23 protein-coding genes are annotated in these 20,034 nt (G+C 63.2%); 8 read left to right on the plus strand and 15 right to left on the minus strand.

Translation table 11 applies throughout. The features are described from left to right. Positions 1-4: 4 nt before the first annotated feature. Positions 5-148 carry a hypothetical protein gene (locus So717_RS22040; RefSeq protein ID WP_174239015.1) on the minus strand — a complete coding sequence of 48 codons (144 nt, stop codon included), beginning with the start codon at positions 146-148 and terminating at the stop codon, positions 5-7. Positions 149-242: 94 nt separating this feature from the next. Next, the gene (gap, locus tag So717_RS08490; RefSeq protein ID WP_159976025.1) at positions 243-1,244 is read right to left on the minus strand and encodes a type I glyceraldehyde-3-phosphate dehydrogenase; all 1,002 of its coding nucleotides are present in this window, start codon (positions 1,242-1,244) and stop codon (positions 243-245) included. Positions 1,245-1,456: 212 nt separating this feature from the next. On the opposite strand from gap, the gene So717_RS08495 reads away from it, so the two are divergent. Then, positions 1,457-2,416, plus strand: a complete 960-nt coding sequence (locus So717_RS08495) for a DUF808 domain-containing protein (RefSeq protein ID WP_159976028.1) — start codon at positions 1,457-1,459, stop codon at positions 2,414-2,416. A gap of 45 nt (positions 2,417-2,461) precedes the next feature. Here So717_RS08495 and tkt read toward each other — a convergent pair whose 3' ends face one another. After that, a complete protein-coding gene (gene tkt / locus So717_RS08500; RefSeq protein WP_159976030.1) occupies positions 2,462-4,480 on the minus strand; it encodes a transketolase in 2,019 nt (672 codons plus the stop codon). Positions 4,481-4,748: 268 nt separating this feature from the next. On the opposite strand from tkt, the gene So717_RS08505 reads away from it, so the two are divergent. Together So717_RS08505 and So717_RS08510 are read left to right on the plus strand one after the other, a co-directional pair. After that, entirely contained in the window at positions 4,749-5,234 is a 486-nt protein-coding gene (locus So717_RS08505) for a hypothetical protein (RefSeq protein ID WP_159976033.1), read from the plus strand. Between the two features lies 1 nt (position 5,235). Continuing rightward, on the plus strand, positions 5,236-5,628 hold the full coding sequence (locus So717_RS08510) for a cell division protein ZapA (protein ID WP_159976035.1): 393 nt from the start codon (positions 5,236-5,238) through the stop codon (positions 5,626-5,628). Positions 5,629-5,958: 330 nt separating this feature from the next. Here the strand turns inward: So717_RS08510 and grxD are convergent, their stop codons facing one another. The 3 genes from grxD to So717_RS08525 are packed head-to-tail and all read right to left on the minus strand — an operon-like array spanning position 5,959 to position 6,875. Further along, positions 5,959-6,321 carry a Grx4 family monothiol glutaredoxin gene (gene grxD / locus So717_RS08515; protein WP_159976038.1) on the minus strand — a complete coding sequence of 121 codons (363 nt, stop codon included), beginning with the start codon at positions 6,319-6,321 and terminating at the stop codon, positions 5,959-5,961. Next, on the minus strand, positions 6,318-6,635 hold the full coding sequence (locus So717_RS08520; RefSeq protein ID WP_159976041.1) for a hypothetical protein: 318 nt from the start codon (positions 6,633-6,635) through the stop codon (positions 6,318-6,320). Before So717_RS08520 ends, grxD begins: the two co-directional genes overlap by 4 nt. 3 nt (positions 6,636-6,638) lie before the next feature. Beyond that, entirely contained in the window at positions 6,639-6,875 is a 237-nt protein-coding gene (locus So717_RS08525; RefSeq protein WP_159976044.1) for a BolA/IbaG family iron-sulfur metabolism protein, read from the minus strand. Between the two features lie 155 nt (positions 6,876-7,030). Here So717_RS08525 and So717_RS08530 point away from each other — a divergent pair, with 155 nt between their 5' ends. Together So717_RS08530 and So717_RS08535 are read left to right on the plus strand one after the other, a co-directional pair. Further along, on the plus strand, positions 7,031-7,999 hold the full coding sequence (locus tag So717_RS08530; protein WP_159976047.1) for an XdhC family protein: 969 nt from the start codon (positions 7,031-7,033) through the stop codon (positions 7,997-7,999). Beyond that, the gene (locus So717_RS08535) at positions 7,996-9,000 is read left to right on the plus strand and encodes a molybdopterin-binding protein (protein WP_159976050.1); all 1,005 of its coding nucleotides are present in this window, start codon (positions 7,996-7,998) and stop codon (positions 8,998-9,000) included. Before So717_RS08530 ends, So717_RS08535 begins: the two co-directional genes overlap by 4 nt. A 120-nt stretch (positions 9,001-9,120) precedes the next feature. On the opposite strand, the gene So717_RS08540 is transcribed toward So717_RS08535, so the two are convergent. Together So717_RS08540 and infC are read right to left on the minus strand one after the other, a co-directional pair. Further along, the gene (locus tag So717_RS08540; protein WP_159976053.1) at positions 9,121-9,837 is read right to left on the minus strand and encodes a DUF1868 domain-containing protein; all 717 of its coding nucleotides are present in this window, start codon (positions 9,835-9,837) and stop codon (positions 9,121-9,123) included. Between the two features lie 110 nt (positions 9,838-9,947). After that, a complete protein-coding gene (gene infC, locus So717_RS08545; RefSeq protein WP_438810653.1) occupies positions 9,948-10,523 on the minus strand; it encodes a translation initiation factor IF-3 in 576 nt (191 codons plus the stop codon). A 175-nt stretch (positions 10,524-10,698) separates the two neighbouring features. On the opposite strand from infC, the gene So717_RS08550 reads away from it, so the two are divergent. Further along, complete coding sequence (locus tag So717_RS08550; RefSeq protein ID WP_159976056.1) at positions 10,699-11,463, plus strand: translation initiation factor 3; 765 nt, start codon at positions 10,699-10,701, stop codon at positions 11,461-11,463. A gap of 74 nt (positions 11,464-11,537) precedes the next feature. Here the strand turns inward: So717_RS08550 and So717_RS08555 are convergent, their stop codons facing one another. The 6 genes from So717_RS08555 to cysG form a co-directional block, all read right to left on the minus strand. Then, the gene (locus So717_RS08555) at positions 11,538-12,386 is read right to left on the minus strand and encodes a ferredoxin--NADP reductase (protein WP_159976059.1); all 849 of its coding nucleotides are present in this window, start codon (positions 12,384-12,386) and stop codon (positions 11,538-11,540) included. Positions 12,387-12,451: 65 nt separating this feature from the next. Continuing rightward, entirely contained in the window at positions 12,452-12,874 is a 423-nt protein-coding gene (locus So717_RS08560; protein ID WP_159976062.1) for a DUF934 domain-containing protein, read from the minus strand. Next, positions 12,871-13,620, minus strand: coding sequence for a phosphoadenylyl-sulfate reductase (locus tag So717_RS08565; protein WP_159976065.1), 750 nt, complete (start codon positions 13,618-13,620; stop codon positions 12,871-12,873). The genes So717_RS08560 and So717_RS08565 overlap by 4 nt, the downstream gene beginning before the upstream one ends. Beyond that, positions 13,610-15,274, minus strand: a complete 1,665-nt coding sequence (locus tag So717_RS08570; RefSeq protein ID WP_159976068.1) for a nitrite/sulfite reductase — start codon at positions 15,272-15,274, stop codon at positions 13,610-13,612. Before So717_RS08570 ends, So717_RS08565 begins: the two co-directional genes overlap by 11 nt. Continuing rightward, positions 15,267-15,572 (minus strand): DUF2849 domain-containing protein, encoded by a 306-nt coding sequence (locus tag So717_RS08575; RefSeq protein WP_159976071.1) that lies wholly within the window; start codon positions 15,570-15,572, stop codon positions 15,267-15,269. Before So717_RS08575 ends, So717_RS08570 begins: the two co-directional genes overlap by 8 nt. After that, a complete protein-coding gene (cysG, locus tag So717_RS08580; protein WP_159976074.1) occupies positions 15,572-16,984 on the minus strand; it encodes a siroheme synthase CysG in 1,413 nt (470 codons plus the stop codon). Before cysG ends, So717_RS08575 begins: the two co-directional genes overlap by 1 nt. Positions 16,985-17,126: 142 nt before the next feature. On the opposite strand from cysG, the gene So717_RS08585 reads away from it, so the two are divergent. Beyond that, positions 17,127-17,588, plus strand: a complete 462-nt coding sequence (locus So717_RS08585; protein WP_159976077.1) for an Lrp/AsnC family transcriptional regulator — start codon at positions 17,127-17,129, stop codon at positions 17,586-17,588. A gap of 56 nt (positions 17,589-17,644) precedes the next feature. On the opposite strand, the gene So717_RS08590 is transcribed toward So717_RS08585, so the two are convergent. Continuing rightward, positions 17,645-18,826: a cytochrome P450 gene (locus So717_RS08590; protein WP_159976080.1), complete on the minus strand. Its 1,182-nt coding sequence runs from the start codon at positions 18,824-18,826 to the stop codon at positions 17,645-17,647. Positions 18,827-19,020: 194 nt separating this feature from the next. Here So717_RS08590 and So717_RS08595 point away from each other — a divergent pair, with 194 nt between their 5' ends. Then, positions 19,021-20,022, plus strand: a complete 1,002-nt coding sequence (locus tag So717_RS08595) for a DctP family TRAP transporter solute-binding subunit (RefSeq protein WP_159976083.1) — start codon at positions 19,021-19,023, stop codon at positions 20,020-20,022. Positions 20,023-20,034: the final 12 nt, after the last annotated feature.

Here is a 20,034-nt window from a genome sequence, read left to right on the forward strand (position 1 = left end):
CAGCTCATCGCCAGAAGGCCAGCCAGTCTATCAGATCGGCGAGCTTCTTGCCCAGAAACACCACATGCTCTGTCCCGAACAGCAGCATGTCCACCATCACAAATCCGATGATGAACACGCCCAGGACAAGCGCGATGCGGTTTGTCATGACAGCCTTCCCTGCGCGACCCGAACCCTGAGGCCGAAGCCCCTTGCGGCATGGTATGACAGGAGGTGTCAGGCCCCGCAAGCGGGGGTGCAGGTTAGCCCAGGTGACCGAGGCTCACGGCGACATCGGCCATGCGCGCGGAGAAGCCCCATTCGTTGTCATACCACGCCAGCACCCGCACGGAGCGCCCGCCGACCACTTTGGTCTGTTCGGGGGCCACGATGCAGCTGTGTTCGGTGTGGTTGAAGTCGATGGAGACCTTGGGCTCGGTGTCATAGGCCAGCACGCGGGACATCGGGCCTTTGGAGGCCTCTTCGAGGGCGGCGTTCACCTCGTCCACGGTCACGTCGCGCTTGGCCTCGAAGGTCAGATCGACTGCGGAGACATTCGGTGTGGGCACGCGCAGGGCGGTGCCGTCAAGTTTGCCAGCCAGGTTGGGCAGCACCTCGCCAAGGGCTTTGGCAGCACCTGTGGAGGTCGGGATGATGGCCATGGCGGCGGCGCGGGCGCGGTAGAGGTCATCGTGGCGACGGTCCAGCGTCGGCTGGTCGCCGGTGTAGGAATGGATTGTGGTCATGATGCCGCGTTCGATGCCGATGGCCTCATCCAGCGCCTTGGCGAGCGGGGCCAGGCAGTTGGTGGTGCAGGAGCCGTTGGAGACAACCGCGTCGCTTGGCAGCAGATCGCGGTGGTTCACACCGTAGACGATGGTACGGTCGACGCGCTTGGCGGGGGCCGAGATCAGCACCCGCTTGGCGCCGCGCGCGATGTGGGTCTTGGTCTTGTCGCCGTCGTTGAACTTGCCGGTGCATTCCAGCACCACGTCGACGCCGGTCCAGTCGAGCTCGTTCATGTCGTAGGTCGACATCATGCGAATGGGGCCGCGGCCCAGATCAAGCGAATTGGCGCCCACCACCACATTGCCGGGGAAGCGGCCATGCACCGAGTCGTATTTGATGAGGTGGGCGGAGGTTTCCAGCGGGCCCGTCGCGTTGATCGCGACCACGTCGATGTCATTGCGCCCCGAAGTTGCGATATGCGCCAATGTGCAGCGCCCGATGCGTCCGAACCCGTTAATACCGACTTTGATGGTCATGCTCACTCTCCAAACCCAACATTTGAGCGCTCTATAACCCGAAATGCTGCGCTGCGTCATGGTTAAAATGACGTGTTTTCCGCGTGTTAGCGATAAACCTGGGTCACGCTCTGTTGCGAAACTGTCATGTGAGCGCAATCATGAGCGGATTGCCAAAGCGGAACCATCGCTTTACCTCTGCGTTGGTCTGCGACTTTTGAGGGGAGATCGAGATGAGCGGCTTACTGGCTTTGCTGGATGATGTGGCCGCCATTGCGAAGGTCGCGGCGGCCTCGGTTGACGATGTGGTGGGGCAGGCGGCCAAGGCGGGCTCCAAGGTGGCTGGCGTGGTCATTGACGATGCGGCGGTCACGCCGAAGTATGTAACGGGCTTCAAACCCGACCGCGAGTTGCCGATCATCTGGAAGATCACCAAGGGTTCGCTCTTCAACAAGCTGATTGTGCTGATGCCCGCACTGTTGCTGCTCAATGCCTTTGCGCCCTGGGTGATCACGCCCTTGCTGATGTTGGGTGGGGCGTATTTGTGTTTCGAAGGGGCTGAGAAGGTCTTTCACTGGCTCTATCCGCATGGGGACGCGCATGTGGAGAAGGACATGTCCGTCGGGGACCCGCTGCATCTGGAAGAGACGCGGGTGAAGGGCGCGATCAAGACCGACTTTATTCTCTCAGCAGAGATCATGACGATCATCCTGTCGAACATCGAGGCGGACAGCTTTTGGTTCGAGGCGGCAACGCTGGCCTTTGCAGGGGTGGCGGTTACGGTCTTTGTCTATGGGGCCGTGGCGCTGATCGTGAAGATGGATGATGTGGGCGTCTGGATGGCGGCCAACGGGGTGAGCGCGCCGGGCAGGGCGCTGGGGCGCGGGTTGGTCAAGGGGATGCCGAAGCTCTTGACGCTGCTGACCATCGTGGGCACGACCGCGATGCTCTGGGTTGGCGGGTCGATCATCATCCACGGGCTGGATGTCTTGGGTCTGCCCTGGCTCTACGATGAGATCCACCACATCGCCGTGGCGGTCTCGCCAAACTCGGGGTTTGGAGAATGGGCGGTGACGGCGATTTTCGATGGGATCTTTGGTCTGGTGCTGGGGATGCTGTTGATCCCTGTTGTCACCCGGGTCTTGGCCCCGCTCGTCGCCGCAGTGACCGGCAAGGAGCGGGTCCCGTATTAAGAGGGTGGCCTGAAAGCCCACCCTACCTGCCTGCTGTGAGGTGGCCTATTTGATCAGCGATTTGGCTTTTGCCGCGACGGCCTCAGCTGTGATGCCGAATTCTTCGTAGAGCTTGGCCGCAGGCGCCGAGGCGCCAAAGTCATGCATGCCGACGAAGCCGGATTTCTCGCGCTTGCCGCGCTCGCCAAAGAGCCACCGGTCCCAGCCGAAGCGGATGCCCGCTTCGACGGCGACCCGCACCGGGCCGCCGGGAAGGACGCGTTTGCGATAGGCCTCGTCCTGCTCTTCAAAGAGCTCCCAGCAGGGCATGGAGACAACGCGTGTGCCGATGCCCTCGGCCTGCAGCAGGTCGCGCGCGGCCATGGCAATCTCGACCTCGGAGCCGGTGGCCATCAGGATCGCCTGGCGTTTGCCCTCCGCGTCCGCGAGCACATAAGCGCCCTGGGCCGTGAGGTTCTTGGTCTTATGCTCCGTGCGCAGCGTGCTGAGGCCTTGGCGGGTGAGCGACAGAACCGACGGTGTCTCTTTGGACGTCAGCGCCAGTTCCCAGGCCTCCGCCGTCTCGATGGTGTCTGCGGGGCGGAACACATGGGTGTTTGGCGTCGCCCGGCTGATGGCCAGATGCTCGACCGGCTGGTGGGTGGGGCCGTCTTCGCCGAGGCCGATGCTGTCGTGGGTCATGACAAAGACCGTGGGGATCTTCATCAAGGCGGCGAGGCGCATCGCCGGGCGCGCGTAGTCGGTGAAGCACATGAAGGTGCCGCCATAGGGGCGCATGCCGCCATGCAGCGCCATGCCATTCATCGCCGCCGCCATACCGTGCTCGCGGATGCCCCAGTAGACATAGCGCCCGGCACGGCTGTCGACGTCAAAGACGCCCAGATCCGCCGTCTTGGTGTTGTTGGAGCCGGTGAGGTCGGCGGAGCCGCCCACGGTTTCCGGCATCACCGGGTTGATCACCTCCAACACCTTCTCGGAGCTTGCGCGGGTGGCGAGCTTTGGCGCCGCCTCGGAGGTCTGTTTCTTGAACGCCTTGATCACGGCGCTGAGCTTTTTCGGCACCTCCAGCGCGTAGGCGCGGTTGAAGGTCTCGCGCTTGCCGCGGGGCAGGGTGTCGAAGCGTTCTTCCCAGGCGCGACGGGTCTCGGCACCACGCGCGCCGATGGCCCCCCAGGCGGATTTCACCTCGGCAGGCACCTCGAAGGGGCCGGTTTTCCAGCCATAGCCCTCTTTGGCAGCACGCAGTTGATCCGCATCTGTCAGCGCGCCGTGGCCTTTGGAGGTGTCCTGCGCCGCGTGGCCCAGGGCGATGTGCGTTTTGCAGGCCACCATGGTGGGCTTGTTGCCCTTCTTGGCCTGCGTCAGGGCCGCGTCAATGGCCTCGGGGTCGTGCCCGTCGATCTCCAGCACCGCCCAACCGGCGGATTTGAAGCGCTGCACCTGATCGGTGCGGTCGGCCAGAGTGACCGGCCCGTCGATGGTGATGTTGTTGTTGTCCCAAAGCACGATCAGCTTTGACAGCTGGTGCCGCCCGGCCAGCGTGATCGCCTCCTGGCTCACACCTTCCATCAGGCAGCCGTCACCAGCGATGACATAGGTATAGTGATCGACGACCTTCTTGCCGTAGGTCGCGCGCTGGATCTCCTCGGCCATGGCGAAGCCGACCGAATTGGCGATCCCCTGACCCAGAGGGCCGGTTGTCGTCTCGATGCCCGAGGCATGGCCGTATTCCGGGTGCCCGGCTGTGCGCGACCCCCACTGGCGGAAGTTCTTGATCTCCTCCAGCGTCATGTCCTCGTAGCCCGTGAGATAGAGCAGGGAATAGAGCAGCATGGAGCCATGGCCCGCCGAAAGGATGAACCGGTCGCGGTCGGGCCACTTTGGCTGGGTCGGGTCGAACCGCAGGTGCTTTTCGAACAGCACGGTGGCCACATCTGCCATGCCCATCGGCATGCCGGAGTGGCCGGAGTTCGCCGCCGCAACCGCATCAAGCGTCAGGGCCCGGATGGCGGTGGCTTTGGCCCAGTGATCGGGGTTGGCAGCAGCGAGAGCTTTGAGATCCACGAAGAAGGTATCCTTTGTCCGTCAGGCGTGCGCCTGCAGGGGCGCTGTTGGGCCGGTTCTACGGCCTTTGAAGGCTGCATATCAGCCAGCCCGTAAAGTTCAAGAGCCGCCCCGCGCCTTTGTCTGGCCGGTGCGGCTCAAGAGCGCCTGCCAAGCGCTTGATCCCAAAGCAGAGCTATTTGTTGCGCCAGGTGAATGCGTTTAACCTTGGGGTAAATCGGGGCGATTCGGGCAGAAGACCGGACCGCAGAGAGACAAAGAGGTGGGCATGAGTGAGATAGAAGACCTGCACAGCCGGATCATGGCCGCGATGGACCGGGTGGCGCGCGGCGTGGATGGTCTCGACAGCGGCGGCGGCGCGGAGGTCGACGCGCTGAAACAGGCTCTCGAAGATGAAAAGACGGCCAATGCGCAGTTAAATGAACGTGTGCGCGCTCTGGGAGAGCGGCAGGAACAGGCGCTGGCTGGGATGGAAGCCAAGGCAGCGGCTGCTGATGAGCGGCTCAAGGCTTTCGATCTGGAGCTGCAGCGGCTGCGCCGCGCCAATGCACAGCTGACCGAAGCCTGCGAGGCGCTGCGCACGGCGAATGCTGAAGGCGTCGGCGAGCCGCATCTGATCAACCAGGCGATGATGGCCGAGCTGGACGGGCTGCGCGCCGCGCGTGCCGCCGAGGCCTCGGAGGTCGATGAGATCATCGCCAAGCTGACGCCCCTGTTGCAGGGCGCACCTGCCGAGCAAGAGGAGGCGCAGTGATATGCCCGAAGTGACCATCAACATCGGCGGGCGGCAGTTCCAGGTGGCCTGCCAGCAGGGTGAAGAGCACTATCTGCAGACCGCAGCCAAGATGCTGGATGACGAGGCGCAGGTGCTGGCCGATCAGGTTGGCCGCATGCCTGAGGCCCGGATGCTGCTGATGGCGGGGCTGATGCTGGCTGACAAGACCGCCAATGTCGAAGATCAGGTCGCCGAGGTGCAGGCCAAGCTGACCACCTGCGAGGCGGAGCTTGCCAACCTGCGCGAAAGCCGCGCCGAGCCGGAGCGGGTCGAGGTGCCTGTGGTGCCGCAGTCGGTCACGGATACACTGGCTGAGCTTGCGGCCCGGGCAGAGGCTCTGGCAGCGTCCGTCGAGGAAAAAGCAAAAGCCTGAGCTTTTCCGGAAGAGACGCAGCGCCCGCGCGAGAAAGCCCGGGCTTGTGCTGCCGATTCATTCGGGCTTGTTGCAAGGGTGTGCAGCCCGTCGGTGTGCTTTGGATGGTTGCTTCAATTGGCAAACCCATGCTGCGATGCGGTCCCTGCAATCGCGTGGCATATGTGTCTGCGGACTGATCCATTTTTGTAGGCGAGAGAATGGCGACCCATAAGCGATCATGTGCGGCGACGGATCGACGCGCGTTCCGTTTTCCGCAAAAGCTGTGCCGCCCGAAAAGGCAAAAAGGGGGCAGACCCCCCTTACCAATTTCGGCCTGCGCGCCGGGTCTCAGCCGTTGGCTTCCCGAATTTTGTCAGCAGCGTCTTTGTCGAAACTCACACCGTTTTCTTCAAAGAGCGTGTCCAGCTCGCCCGATAGCGTCATCTCAGTGATGATGTCACAGCCGCCCACAAACTCGCCTTTCACGTAGAGCTGCGGGATCGTGGGCCAGTCGGAGAAGTCCTTGATGCCCTGGCGGATCGCTTCATTCGCCAGCACGTTCACATCCGCATACTCGACACCCATGTAATTCAGCACCCCCGCCACGCGGCTGGAGAACCCGCACTGCGGCATCTCCTTGGTGCCTTTCATGAACAGCACGACGTTGCTGGCATCAATGGTCTGTTTGATTTCTGTATTTGTATCAGTCATGGCGTTTCGCCTTCTTTTCGGTTGTAGGCCCGGTGATACCGCGCCGCATAGGTTTCGTCGTCCGGGAGCGTGGTGACGGCGGTCTCCGCGCCCTCAAGTGAATATTTTTGCGTCCGAAAGGGGGCATGAAAGGTGTTCACGCGCTCCAGCGACGCATTCTTGCGGTTGACGGCGTCGATCTGCGACAGGTCAACCGCTTCGAGGCCCAGCGGCACGTCGTCCTGCGGCCCCGGCGCGCGCGCGGGCTGGCGGTGCGCCAGCGGGCGGCGTGGTTCAGGGCGAAAGAGCCATGTGATCCGATCCCAGAGCGGCATGTCTCAATCCGGCGCCCGTGTGGTCAGCGCCAGCGCGTGCAGCTCTCCGTCAGAGCCGTCCATCTTGCCCTTGAGGGCCGCATAGACGGCACGTTGCTGTTGCACCCGGTTCTTGCCGCGAAAGCTCTCATCCACCACCATGGCCGCCATATGAACGCCATCATTGCCCTGCACCTCGATGATCGCATCAGGAAAGCTGAGGCGCAGAAGGTCTTCGATTTCTTGAGCTTGCATGGGCATGGCAGATGTCCTTCCAGTCTTGGACCAGATGTAAGGAACAGGTGGCGCTTGGGCAAGATGCCAAATGGTCGATCCTGACAATAGCGCGGGCGGATGCTTTTTAGGCAGACAAGCCCGGCCCCATCAGGAATAGTTCAGCGCAAAGGAGGAGTGTCATGGACGCATTCGAAAACGCCCCCGAACAGGCACTGGCCTGGCATGAGGCCGGGCGCGGCGCCGTTCTGGCGACCGTGGTGGAGACCTGGGGCTCCGCCCCGCGCCGGGTTGGGGCGCAGCTGATGATTGCAGGTGATGGTGAAATGCAGGGCTCCGTCTCAGGCGGCTGCGTCGAGGGCGCTGTGGTGCTGGAGGCGACGGAGGCGTTGGAAAAGGGTGAGCAGCGGCTGCTGGAGTATGGGGTGAGCGATGGTGACGCCTTCGCTGTCGGCCTCGCCTGTGGTGGCACAATCCGCATTCTGGTGGAGCCGGTGGGCACGGTGCTGCCCGCTGAGGTCTTGCGCGCGCTGGTCGAGGCGCGGGCCGGTCGCAACCCGGTGGCCTATGAGGTCAACCTCGCCAGCGGTACCCGTCAGCTGGTGCGCGACGGTTATGCGGAGCGGTTTGCCATGGATCGCTCCGGCTTTGAGGCGGAGGGCGAGGTCTTTGTTGCCATTCACAACCCGCCGCTGCGCCTTGTGGTGGTCGGTGCCGTGCATATCGCGCAGGCGCTGGTGCCGATGGCGCGCATTGCCGGGTACGACCCTTATTTGGTCGACCCGCGCGCGGCTTTCGGGTCGGACGCGCGCTTTCCCGGAGAGCGCATCGTGCCCGACTGGCCCGACGAGGCGCTGGAGAGCATCGGCGTGGACAGCCGCACCGCACTCGTGCTGCTCACACATGATCCCAAGCTGGATGACCCGGCGCTGCACATCGGCCTGCGGTCGCAGGCCTTCTACATCGGCGCGTTGGGGTCCAAACGGACCCACGCTTCGCGACTGACGCGTCTGGGGGAGGCGGGATTCACGGCGGATCAGTTGGACCGCATTCACGGACCCGTCGGGCTTGATCTGGGGGCTGCCAGCCCGTCCGAGATTGCGGTGGCGATTCTGGCGGAAATGACCCGGGTGCTGAGGCGCGGCGCGTGAAGTTTGGCCCGGTTGCAGTGTCGCAGGCGGCGGGCGCGATCCTCGCGCATTCCGTCTCGCTGGGCGCGGCGGGGCGTTTGCGTAAGGGGCGTGTGCTGGACGCGGACGACCTGGCCGCACTGGAGCAGGCGGGTCTGGCGGAGGTTATCGTCGCGCGTCTCGATGCGGAGGATGTGATCGAAGATGACGCTGCACGCGCATTGGCCACAGCCCTGGTGCCCGACCCAGGCGCGCAACATCTGCGCGTTACGGATGCTTTCACCGGGCGGGTCAATTTGTTGGCGGAGGGTCCAGGGGTTGCCGTGCTTGACGTGGCCGCATTGGAGCAGGTGAACCGCGTGCATCCAATGATCACATTGGCCACCGTGGCACCCTATCAGCAGATGGCCGCAGGCGGCATGGTTGCCACCATCAAGATCATCTCCTACGCCGTGCCGCGCGCCGCGCTGGACGAGGCCTGCGCCCGTGCTCAGCGCGCCCTGCGTCTGGCTCCTCCCGTGGTCCAGGCAGCAGAGCTGATCATCACCGAGATCCCCGGGGGGGCGGGCACAAAGGGCGCCAAGGCCATCGCCGACCGGGTGGCGGCCTTTGATCTGATGTTGCCGCCGCCGACTGTGATTGCGCATGATGCCGACACTTTGTCGAAGGCGTTGGATGCCGCAGGGGATGGGCTGATCCTGATCCTAACCGGCTCAGCCACCTCTGACGTCGATGATGTGGCCCCGGCTGCTGTGCGCATGGCGGGCGGGCAGGTGATGCGCTTCGGCATGCCGGTCGATCCCGGCAACCTGCTGTTTCTGGGCCAGTTGGGCGCACGACCGGTGATCGGCCTGCCGGGATGCGCCCGCTCACCAGCGCTGAACGGGGCGGATTGGGTGCTGGCGCGGGTGCTCTGCGGGATCGATGTGACAGGCGAAGACATCGCCGCGATGGGCGTGGGCGGCTTGCTGAAAGAGATCCCAACCCGGCCGCAGCCCCGTGCGGGCCGTAAACCCCGCTGACCCTATTCGCCATCGCGTCTCAAGGTCAGCGCTCTAAAGTATTATGCGAAAAACCTGAAGCACATAGCGCTGCCCGAAATCAGAGATTTTGCCGCGTGAAGGGATGTGTCACGCCTGTCGTCAGAGGTTCTCGGCACCGGGGGCCAGCACAAGCAGCTCCGGAAAGGCGGTCATATCTGCGAATGTGCAGAAGGCCGCAGGCTTCAGAGGCAGTATGGGAGCCGCTGCCGTCAGGTCGTTCAGGATCTCCGCACAGGCGTGCCGCCACGTGGGCAGCACCTCCTCCGGCAGCCAGCCGATGGGATAGGCGAAGGTCATGTGAAACACATAGCTGTCGTGATCCTCATGCCGATAGCCAAAGGGCGTTGTCAGCGCCTCGCGCCAGGCGCGCATCTGCGCCTCGTCCTCTGCGGTCGCTCCGGCAAGCCGGAGGCCGGTCGGCACCACGCCGGTTGCGCGTACGGAAAACGCAGGTGGCGGTGCAAAACCCTGCAGACGGTCCTTTACAACCGCCGTTACCTCGTCCACCGGCGCGTCGCGATCAAGACCTGCTGGCCAGGCGTCTGCCGTGCGTCGCGTGTCGATCACGCCTTCGAAAAGTGTCATATGCAGGCTGGACACCGGCGTATAGAGAAACCGATCCGCCCCGGGCAGCGCCATCAGCCGCGCCCGCGCCTCCAGCACAGCCGCATGGGTGGGTGCGTCCTGGTCAAGATGGCATACGATGGTGTTGCCGCCCTCCGGCAGGAAGCGGCGCTGGTCATAGCGCTGCCCCAGCCGCGCTGGCGGGGCCATATTGTGCTGGGCGGAAAACTTCTCGATATCGTCCAAAGCCATGCCAGTGCCTTTCTGCCGGGCGTCTTTGCCTTTCCCATACGGGGCATATGTAACAAAAAAACGCCCTCACGATCCGGAGGACGTTTTGATCTCAAGCGCGTGTCAGGTGCTCACTTGGGCAGCGGCCCGATCAGCATGACCATCTGCCGCCCTTCCATCTTGGGGAAGTTCTCGACACGGCCCTTGTCTTTGGTGTCTTCGGCCACACGCTCCAGCAGCTCACGACCGAGGTTCTGGTGCGCCATTTCGCGCCCTCGGAACCGCAGCGTGACCTTCACCTTGTCGCCGTTTTCGAGAAACTTGAACACGTTGCGCATCTTGACATCATAGTCATTGGTGTCCGTGTTCGGGCGGAACTTGACCTCTTTGATCTCAATGATTTTTTGCTTCTTGCGCGCTTCGCTCTCGCGTTTCTGCTGTTCATATTTGAACTTGCCAAAGTCCATGATCTTGCACACGGGCGGATTGGCATTGGGCGAGATCTCAACCAGATCGAGGCCGGCGTCATCCGCCATGGCCATGGCGCGATCCGGGGAAACCACCCCGACATTTTCGCCATCGGCGCCGATCAGGCGAATTTCGGAGCTTCGGATTTTCTCGTTTACGCGCGGTCCGGTGTCTCGTTGCGGCGGCGCGTTATGGGGTCTGCGAGCGATGGTGATGGTCCTTGATTTGTTGATAAATATGGAGTGGCAAGTTAACTGTCGCGCCGGTCTTCTTCAAGCCGCAAAATAAGCTCAATCGGGCCAATGGGAACGCTTTTCCCCCTTGAGCGTTTCTTATCGGATAGGCAACTGCCATCATCCCGCAGAACCGCGCGCCCATGTCAGGGCAATGCGCGCCATGAAAAGGAAAACTGTGATGCGAAATCTGATATGGCTCCTGCTGGCTGTGGTGATCATCGCGGGGGGCTACATGCTCTATTCCGGGCAAAACCCGTCGCAGATCGTCCAGCAGTCGGCTGAAACCATCGAAGAGGCCGAGCCGCTTGAGGCCGCCGAAGAGGCGATCGGCGATGCCGCCGAGACTGCAAATGAGGTTGCCAGCGCGGTGGCGGATGCCGCCAGTGAGGCTGTCGAGACGGTGACCGACGCGGTGACAGAGGCTGCGGAGGGTGCGGCAAACCTGGCAGAAGACGCAGCATCGGCCGCCGCCGAGGCCGCGAATGATGCCATTGGTGCGATCACGGGCGCTGCAGACGAGGCCACGGATGCCGCGGCCCCAACGCTTGAAGCCGAGGAGCAAAGCGCTGCGCAAGCCATCGAAGGAACGTCCGAGGCTGCGGTGTCTGATGCGTCAGAGGCAGCTGAACAGGCTGCCGAGACACCCGATAGCGTGTCGGCGGAGAGCGGATCCGATGCGGCAGAGGAAGCCACAAGGGCGGCGGATGAGACTGTCACAGCTGCCACAGAAGATGCGGCAATCGCGGTGGATGAGGCCAAGGCGTCCGAGGCGCTGACGGTGGACGGTTTTGATCTTGCCGAAGTGTTGGAGATGATCGCAAATTCCGATCTTGGCACATCGCAGAAGCTGTTGCTGACCAATGCCGTTCGTGACGCGCAGAACAACCCCGACGTTCTGAAAGCAGCGCTGGAGCAGCTGCGCGACGCCCTTGGTGTCCAGTAAGGCATAGCAGCCTCAGACGCGCAGCGCCCGGAGCATGGCTCCGGGCGTTCCTTTTTTTGGTCTGTTCAGGCTGGTCAGCCGACGAAAGCTTTTTCGACCACGTAATGCTTGGGGTCGGAATTGGCGCCTTCTTCGAGGCCAAACCCTTCGAGGATCTCTTTCAGGTCGATGTTCAGATCCATGGAGCCGCAGACCATCGCGCGATCCGTCTCCGCTGAAATGCCCTCGATGCCCAGATCGGCAAAAACGGTGCCGTCTTTCAAAAGCGTGGTGATGCGGCCCATCTTCGGGCTCTCCTCCCGGGTCGTGGTCGGGTAATAGGTGAGCTTGGCGAGGTTCTCTTCGCCCAGCAGCTCCAACATCATTTCGTCCTTGCGCAGGTTTTCGATCAGCTGGCGACCGTATTCCAGCTCGGCCACATCGCGGCAGGTGTGGGTGATGATGACTTGATCGTAATCCTCATAGGTCTGCGGGTCGCGCAGCAGCGAGGCGAAGGGCGCAAAGCCTGTGCCGGTGGCAAAGAACCACAGCCGCTTGCCGGGCAGCAGCGCGTCATGCACCAGCGTGCCGACGGGTTTGGGCCGCAGGATGATCTCGTCACCCGGCTGGATGTGCTGCAGTTTCGAGGTCAGCGGGCCGTTCTGCACCTTGATGGAATAGAATTCCAGCTCCTCGTCCCAAGACGGCGAGGCGATGGAATAGGCACGCAGCAGCGGTTTTTGCTTGCCGGTCTCGGGGTGCGGGTCGCCCATCAGCCCGATCATCACAAATTCGCCCGAGCGGAACCGCAGCGAGGCGGGGCGCGTCACGCGGAAGGAGAACAGACGGTCTGTCCAGTGCTGAACGGAGGTCACGGTCTGCGCATCGGGCAGGGTGGGGACTTTGACGGCGGAAGCTTCGGTCACGGGGGTTTGCTCGGTCATAAACGTGTCAACGCAGGCTTACACCTGCGCCTCCTGATAAGAAAGGGTTGTTCTGTGAGAAAGCGTCAATCAGCCGCGTGCGGGGCGGGTCCGCGCAGACGCGCCTGATAGTTATGCTGTTGCCAGCCCGCACGGAAGAGCCATTGGTCTTCGGGCTGTCGGGCGGCCAGCTCGTCGGAGATTTCCACCTCGTCAAAGCCCGCGCGCCGCGCCATGGCGTATTGGTCGGCCAGCACGTGGCCTTTGGCGCGCAACCGGCCGGTGAACCCGCGCAGCCGCAGCTGCTTGGCGATGGTGAAGCCGCGGCCATCGGCAGAGGAGGGGAAATCCACGCGGATAATCTGCAGCCCGTCGCAGAGGGGGATCTGGGCCGGGTCAGTGTCCGAGGGCACGTCGAGCGCGCTGGCGTCATTGGCGGCCTCCAGTGTGATGAAGGGTTCGCTCCAGTCATCAGGGCCAAAGCCGCTGTCGGTCACAAGGGTGGTCATGAGGGGGCTCCTGTGCGGATCATTTTGCCGTTTACGAAGTGAATGCCACATTCGTCTTTGTCTGAAGTGCGCCAGCGGCCCGCGCGGGGGTCTTCGCCAGCGGCAACGGGGGAGGTGCAGGGTGCACATCCTATGGAGGGGTAGCCCTGGGCCACCAGAGGATGGCGCGGCAGGCGATTTTCGGCGATGTAGTCGGCAACATCGCCCGGTTGCCAATAGGCCAACGGGTTGACCTTGATCCGGGCCGTGCCTTCTTCGACCTCGAAGAAATCAAGCGTGGCCCGGCGGCCTGACTGAAACCGCTTGCGTCCGGTGATCCAGCCACCCCGACCCGCAAGCGCGTTCTGGAGCGGCTGCACCTTGCGCAAAGCGCAGCAGGCATCTGTGTCGCGCTGGTGCAGGGTCCTGTCCGGATCGTGTTGATGGCTGCTGCCGCTGCGCACGATGGTCAAATTACGCAGGCCCAAACGCTCTGCCACCTCCTGCTGGTAGACCAGCGTTTCGGTGAAGAGCATCTCCGTATCGATGAAAATCACTGCCGCGTCACGGTTCACCATGGCTGTTAGGTGCAGCAGGGCAACCGACTCGGCACCAAAGCTGGAAACCAGCGCCAGATCAGGCACGTGGCGGAAGGCGGCGCGGAGCACATCCGTCGCGCTGTGGTGGCGCAGTGCGGCATTGAGCCGGGCCACCTCAGCGGTCAGGGCGTGATCGTCGACCTGGGGAGCCGGGTGATCAAGCGGCATTGGCCTGTGCCTCGGGATAGAGAGCGGCTTTGAAGGGGGCCAAGCCGAGACGGCGGTAGGTTTGCAGGAAGGTCTCGCCCGGCTCGTCGCGCAGGTCGAGATAGGCCAGCACCAGCCGTTCGATGGCTGGAATGATCTCTTCTGCCGAGAAACCGGGGCCCGCGCGCTCGCCGATGCTTGCGTCTTCGGTGCCATCGCCACCCAGCGTGATCTGGTAGTTCTCCACGCCCGCACGGTCGAGGCCGAGGATGCCGATGTGACCTACGTGGTGGTGCCCGCAAGCGTTGATGCAGCCCGAGATTTTGATTTTCAGGGGGCCGACATCGTGCTCCAGCTTCAGCTCGTCAAAGCGGGTTGCGATCTCTTGCGCAATGGGGATCGAGCGGGCCGTTGCCAGCGCGCAGTAATCCATGCCGGGGCAGGCGATGATGTCTGAGATCAGACCGACGTTTGCGGTGCCGAGACCTTCGGCCTTGAGTGCGGAGTAGATCGAGGGCAGATCGCTCTTGTGCACATGGGGCAGGATCACATTCTGCTCGTGGCTGATGCGCAGCTCGTCATGGCCGTAGCGTTTGGCAAGATCCGCCATCAGGCGCATCTGGGCCGAGGTCGCATCGCCGGGCGTGGCACCATGGGCTTTGAGGCTGATGGTCACGATGGCATAGCCCGGCGCGCGGTGCTCGGTGAGGTTGGTGTCGGACCAGGCACGGAACGCCGGGTAGTTCTGGCGCGCGTCGTGATAGGCCGTTTCGGGCGCCGTTTTGAATTCGGGTGCCGCGAAGTCTTCTTCGATCCCCGCCAGCAGCTGCTGATCGACGCCGGTGAACTGCGGGCGGATCAGGGCATAGCGCTCTTCCACGCGGGCTCTGAAATCGTCGAGCCCGTTCTCATGCACGGTGATCTTGATGCGCGCTTTATATTTGTTGTCGCGGCGGCCCAGTAGGTTGTAGACGCTCACGATGGCTTCAAGATAAGGCAGCAGGTCTTCGCGCGGCAGGAAGTCACGCAGCACTTTGCCGATCATCGGCGTGCGGCCCAGGCCCCCGCCCACGATGACCTCGAAGCCAATCTCACCGTCGCGCTCGACCATGCGCAGGCCGATGTCATGCGCCTTGGTGACGGCGCGGTCGTTGGGGGAGCCGGTCACGGCGACCTTGAACTTGCGCGGCAGGAACTGGAATTCCGGGTGGTCGGTGGACCATTGCCGGATCAGCTCTGCCACCGGGCGCGGGTCGGCCAGCTCATCAGCGGCGGCCCCGGCGAAGTGATCGGCGGTCACGTTGCGGATGGTGTTGCCGGAGGTCTGGATCGCGTGCATCTGCACCTCTCCCAGGGCGTCGAGCATATCCGGCACGTCGCGCAGCTGGGGCCAGTTGTACTGGATATTCTGGCGCGTGGTGAAATGGCCATAGCCCTTGTCCCACTTGTCGGCGATATCGGCGAGCACGTGCATCTGGCGGGAATTCAACGTGCCATAGGGGATCGCCACGCGCAGCATATAGGCGTGCAGTTGCAAATAGAGGCCATTCATCAGGCGCAGCGGCTTGAATTCATCCTCGGTCAGCGAGCCGTCGATGCGGCGTTCGACCTGGGCGCGGAACTGAGCGTTGCGCTCTTTGATGAAGGCGGTGTCGAAGTCGGTGTAGTTATACATTTGCCTGTGCCTCTTGCTTGCCGTGGGCGTAGTTGGAGGGGCCTGTTGCACGAAAGTCTTCGCGGAAATGGGTAGGTTTCGGGGTCGGGCCGGAGGCGTCGACATCCGCCAGATAGGCGCCGACCACCGCGTCCACTTGTTGAGCGGCGTCGATCAGGCGCAGGTCGGCGTCGGCCTCATCGGTCAGCACTTCGGCCTCTGCCAGATCGCGGCTCCAGCCCGTGGCGGTCTGGTAGATGACATCGCCTTCGAGCAGGGCGTTTGCAGTCACGACTTTGGGGGTAAATGCGCGGGGCATCAGCGCGCCTCCTGTGCTGTGATGGGGGGAGAGTAGGGGTTGTCAGCCTGCACCTGCGCCGCCTCACGCGGGGCGAGGCCATAGAAGGTGAGCGCGGGGCCGGACATCTCTGCCGCCGCCAGCGCGGTCGGCAGCGCGTCGAGTGTGGTTTCCAGGATGCGCTGTTCGGGGCGGGAAGCGTTTTCGATGACCGTGACAGCCGTGTGCCGGTCGGCGCCATGCATGATCAGGCGGCCCTGGATGAAGCGCGCGGATTTCTTGCCCATGTAGATCGCGGCGACTTGGCCGGGCTGGGCCAGCGTGGCCCAGTCGTGATCGGCAAAGCCTTTCATGTCGTGGCCGGTGAGGAACCGCACGGACGCGTTGCGCCCGCGTTTGGTCAGGCTCTGGCCAATCTCGGCCACGGCGGCGGAGGCGGCGGTGATGCCGGGCACGATACTCCAGGCGATGTTGTGTGCGTCCAAGGCGTCGATTTCTTCGTCGAGACGGCCAAAGACGGTGGCATCGCCGGATTTCAGCCGCACGACCTGCGCGCCTTGTTGCGCGTGCTCCACGATCAGATCGTTGATGGTCTCTTGCGGCGTCGACGGGCCATAAGCTTCCTTGCCAACGTCGATCATCACCGCCTCGCGGCGGGCGAGTTCAAGGATCGGTTGGCTGATCAACCGGTCGTAGATCACCACATCGGCCTCATCCAGCAGGCGGCGGGCCTTCATGGTCAGCAGGTCGGGGTCGCCCGGACCGCCGCCGACGAAATGCACATGGCCGGGGCGGGCCTTGCGGGCGAGGTGGTCCGTGAGCAGATCGTCCAGCGCGCCTTGCACTGCCGTCTCACCGCCGGTGATCGCGGCGGGGCCCGCGTTGAAGTAGTAGTCGCGCCAGAAGTCGCGGCGGGCGCGCCCGAAGGGCAGAGCCTCAGCCGCCTTGCGGAAGGCTTTGCCGATGCGGGCTAGGGGGCCGAGGGCCGCAGGCAGGCGCTCTTCGAGTTCTGCCTTGATCGCGCGGGCGAGGACGGGGGCCGCACCCTCGGTCCCGATGGCGATGGTGACGGGATCACGGTCCACGATGGCGGGGGTGATGAACTGGCTGTCTTCAAGATTGTCGACCACATTGACCAAAGCACCGTCGGCCCGCGCGATGGCAGAGGTGCGCGCGTCTTCGGCGTCGTCCTCATCGGCTGCATAGAAGAGCGCAGCACAGAGGGTATCTCCCGGAGTCATGTGGCGGCGGATCAGGGCGAGCTTGCCTGCGTCCGCCCAGGCGACGATCTCTGGCGCAGGGTCCTGCGCGAAAACCGTGATGTGTCCGGCGGTCTTGAGTAGCAGCCGCAGCTTGGCCAGCGCGGCCTCTCCACCGCCGGAGAGCACGATGCGGCGTCCTTCGACGCGCAGGAAGATCGGGAAATGGTCCATTCGGGTCGGGCCTCTCGACAAGTCTGAGCCTCAATATAGGAAAAAGTTCTGCATATACGCTAGGTTCTGCTGTTGATAAGGACGTGTGTTCTGAATTATCTCTGAGTAGGAACATTGGACCAGCAGACGGGGACTTGATGGAATGAGCGTCCGAATTGATGAGATGGACCGGAAAATCCTTGGGGAGCTGCAGCGCGATGCCAGCCAGTCGCTGGATGAAATTGCTGCAAAAGTGGGCTCTTCCAAGACCCCGGTGTGGAATCGCATTCGCAAGATGCGCGAGGGCGGGGTGATCGGTCAGCAGACCGTGGTGCTGGATGCGGAGGCATTGGGGTTCGAGGCCTGTTTCTTTGTGCTGATCCGCACCTCCGAGCATGAGGCCGAGTGGCAGGCGGCGTTTCTCAAAGCCCTGCGCGACCGGCCCGAGGTGCAGGAGGCGCACCGGCTGGCGGGGGATATCGACTATATCCTTAAAGTGCGGGTGAAGAATGCGCGCGCTTATGACGTCTTTTATCAGGCGCTGATCTCGGAGGTGCGGGTGCACAATGTGACGGCGCTGCTGTCGATGGAGGAGATCAAGTCCACGACGATGCTGCCGCTGTGAGGGCGTGATCCGAAGGCGCGGCTGCGCCGCATATCTATTCCGGGTCTAGCGGCGGATCAAAGGGTGACACGCAACCCGGTGAGCCCGTGGAAATGGTAGCTGTTGGCGTAACGCGGTGGGTCGACAAGCCGCAGGTCGGGGGCATGTTCAAAGAGGCGCGCAAGCCCGATTTGCAGTTCCAGCCGCGCCAGCGGGGCGCCGACGCAGAAGTGCAACCCGCCCCCGAATGCCGCATGCGGGGTCGGGGTGCGGCTGGGATCGAAGTGATTGGGATGGTCATAGCGCGCGGGATCACGCCCGGCTGCACCAAGCATCAGGGCCACCTGCTGGCCTTTGGCGACAGGGTGACCGCCGACCTCGATATCCTCATAGGCGTAGCGGGTGAACATATGCAGCGGCGGGTCGTAGCGCAGCACCTCCTCCACCGTCGCGGTGATGGTGTCGGGAGCGAGGGCGGTGAGCGGCGCGTCGTGTTCCAGCAGGGCTTTGACCGCATTGCCAAGCGTGTGCACCGTGGCCTCATGGCCCGCATTCAGCAGCAGGATGCAGGTGCCGATCAGTTCGGCGTGGGAGAGGGTCTCGCCCTGTTCTTCGGCAGTGATCAGATGGGTGATGAGATCGTCGCGCGGGGCGCTGCGCCGGTCTTCGATGTAGCCCGTCAGAAACCCCGTGAAGGCTGTGGCGGCGGCATCAGCGGCCAATTCCGTCTCATGGGTGCGACCCGCCTGATACATCGCGACCATGGCGTTGGACCAGCGCAGCAACTGGTCTGACATCTCCTCGGGCACGCCGAGCAGACGGGCGATGATGCGCACGGGCAAGGCGGTGCAGAAGGCGGGGATCAGATCAAAAGGTCCATCCGGTAGCCCGGCCAGCAGGTCGTCGCAGATGGCATGGATGTCCGGCTCCAGCGCCTTGATCCGCCGTGAGGTGAAGGCCCGCAGCACCAGGCCGCGCAGGCGCGTGTGATGCGGCGGTTCGAGATCAAGCATCGAGACCTGCTCCACCACGTTGAAGTTGGCCAGGTGGGGTGGGACCTCGGCGCGCTGATCCTCCGGCACCGCGCGGCCCAGGCGCCGGTCACGCAGCAGCGCCTGCACGGTGGCAGCATCGAAGACGGCCATCATACCGTAGTCGGCCCAATAGCGCACGGGATCGCCTGCCAGAACCTGTGCGTAGAGTGCGTAAGGGTCCTGCACGAAATCCGGATCGAGGGGGGATTGATGAAGCACGTCCATGTCCCCTTTAAGAGGTTGCGCGGGCGTAGATGCAAGGGGGGACGGCCGACTGCGCCTTTCGTGGGGTCGGCGAAACGGTGCGGCGCAGGTTCAAAACGCTTGCTCTTGCGTTGCGCTCGGGATTTGATATCGGCAGCACTGCGCGCAGCCATGCGCAGTCAAACAAGAACAATCCGTTTCTGGGAGGAAACCAAATGAAAGCATTTACCGCCGCTCTAACTGCGCTGACCCTGTCCGTCAGCGCGTCCGCCGTCGCCGCCGCTTGTGACGATGGCGAGGTTGTGATCAAGTTCAGCCATGTGACCAATACCGACCGCCACCCCAAGGGCATCGCGGCCAGTATGTTGCAAGACCGGGTGAATACCGAGATGAACGGCAAGGCCTGTATGGAGGTCTTCCCGAACTCCACGCTTTACAACGATGATCAGGTGCTTGAGGCGCTGCTGCAGGGCGATGTGCAGATGGCCGCGCCCTCTCTGTCGAAGTTCGAGCAGTTCACCAAGCAGTTCCGCATTTTCGATCTGCCTTTCATGTTCAAGAACATCGACGCGGTTGATGCGTTCCAGAACTCTGACACCGGGCAGGCGATGAAGGAATCCATGACGCGTCGTGGCCTGCTGGGCCTGGCGTTCTGGCACAACGGGATGAAACAGATGTCGGCGAATGTGCCGCTCAACAGCCCGTCAGACGCCGATGGCCTGAAATTCCGGGTGCAGAACTCGGACGTGCTGAAGGCCCAGATGGCGGCGCTTGGTGGCTCGCCGCAGCCGATGGCGTTCTCGGAGGTCTATGGCGCGCTGCAGACCGGGGTTGTGGATGGACAGGAGAACACCTGGTCCAACATCTATGGCCAGAAGTTCTTTGAGGTGCAGGACGGCATCACCGAGACCAACCACGGCATCATCGACTATATGGTTGTTGTGGGGGTCGACTGGTGGGATGCGCTGGATGCGGATGTGCGCGATCAGCTGGCCAGCATCGTGACCGAAGTGACCACGATTCGAAATGCCGAGTCGACGGCCGTGAACAACGAAGCAAAGGCCGCGATTGTCGAGGCAGGCGGCGTTGTGCGCCAATTGGACGAGGCCCAGCGGGCTGAGTGGGTTGCCACGATGAAGCCGGTCTGGGAACAGTTCAAGGACGATGTCGGGCAAGAGAACATAGACGCGGCCCAAGCGATCAACGCCGGGTTCTAAACTCAAACCATC

It is taken from the genome of Roseobacter cerasinus (assembly GCF_009811755.1).
Lineage (GTDB): Bacteria > Pseudomonadota > Alphaproteobacteria > Rhodobacterales > Rhodobacteraceae > Roseobacter > Roseobacter cerasinus.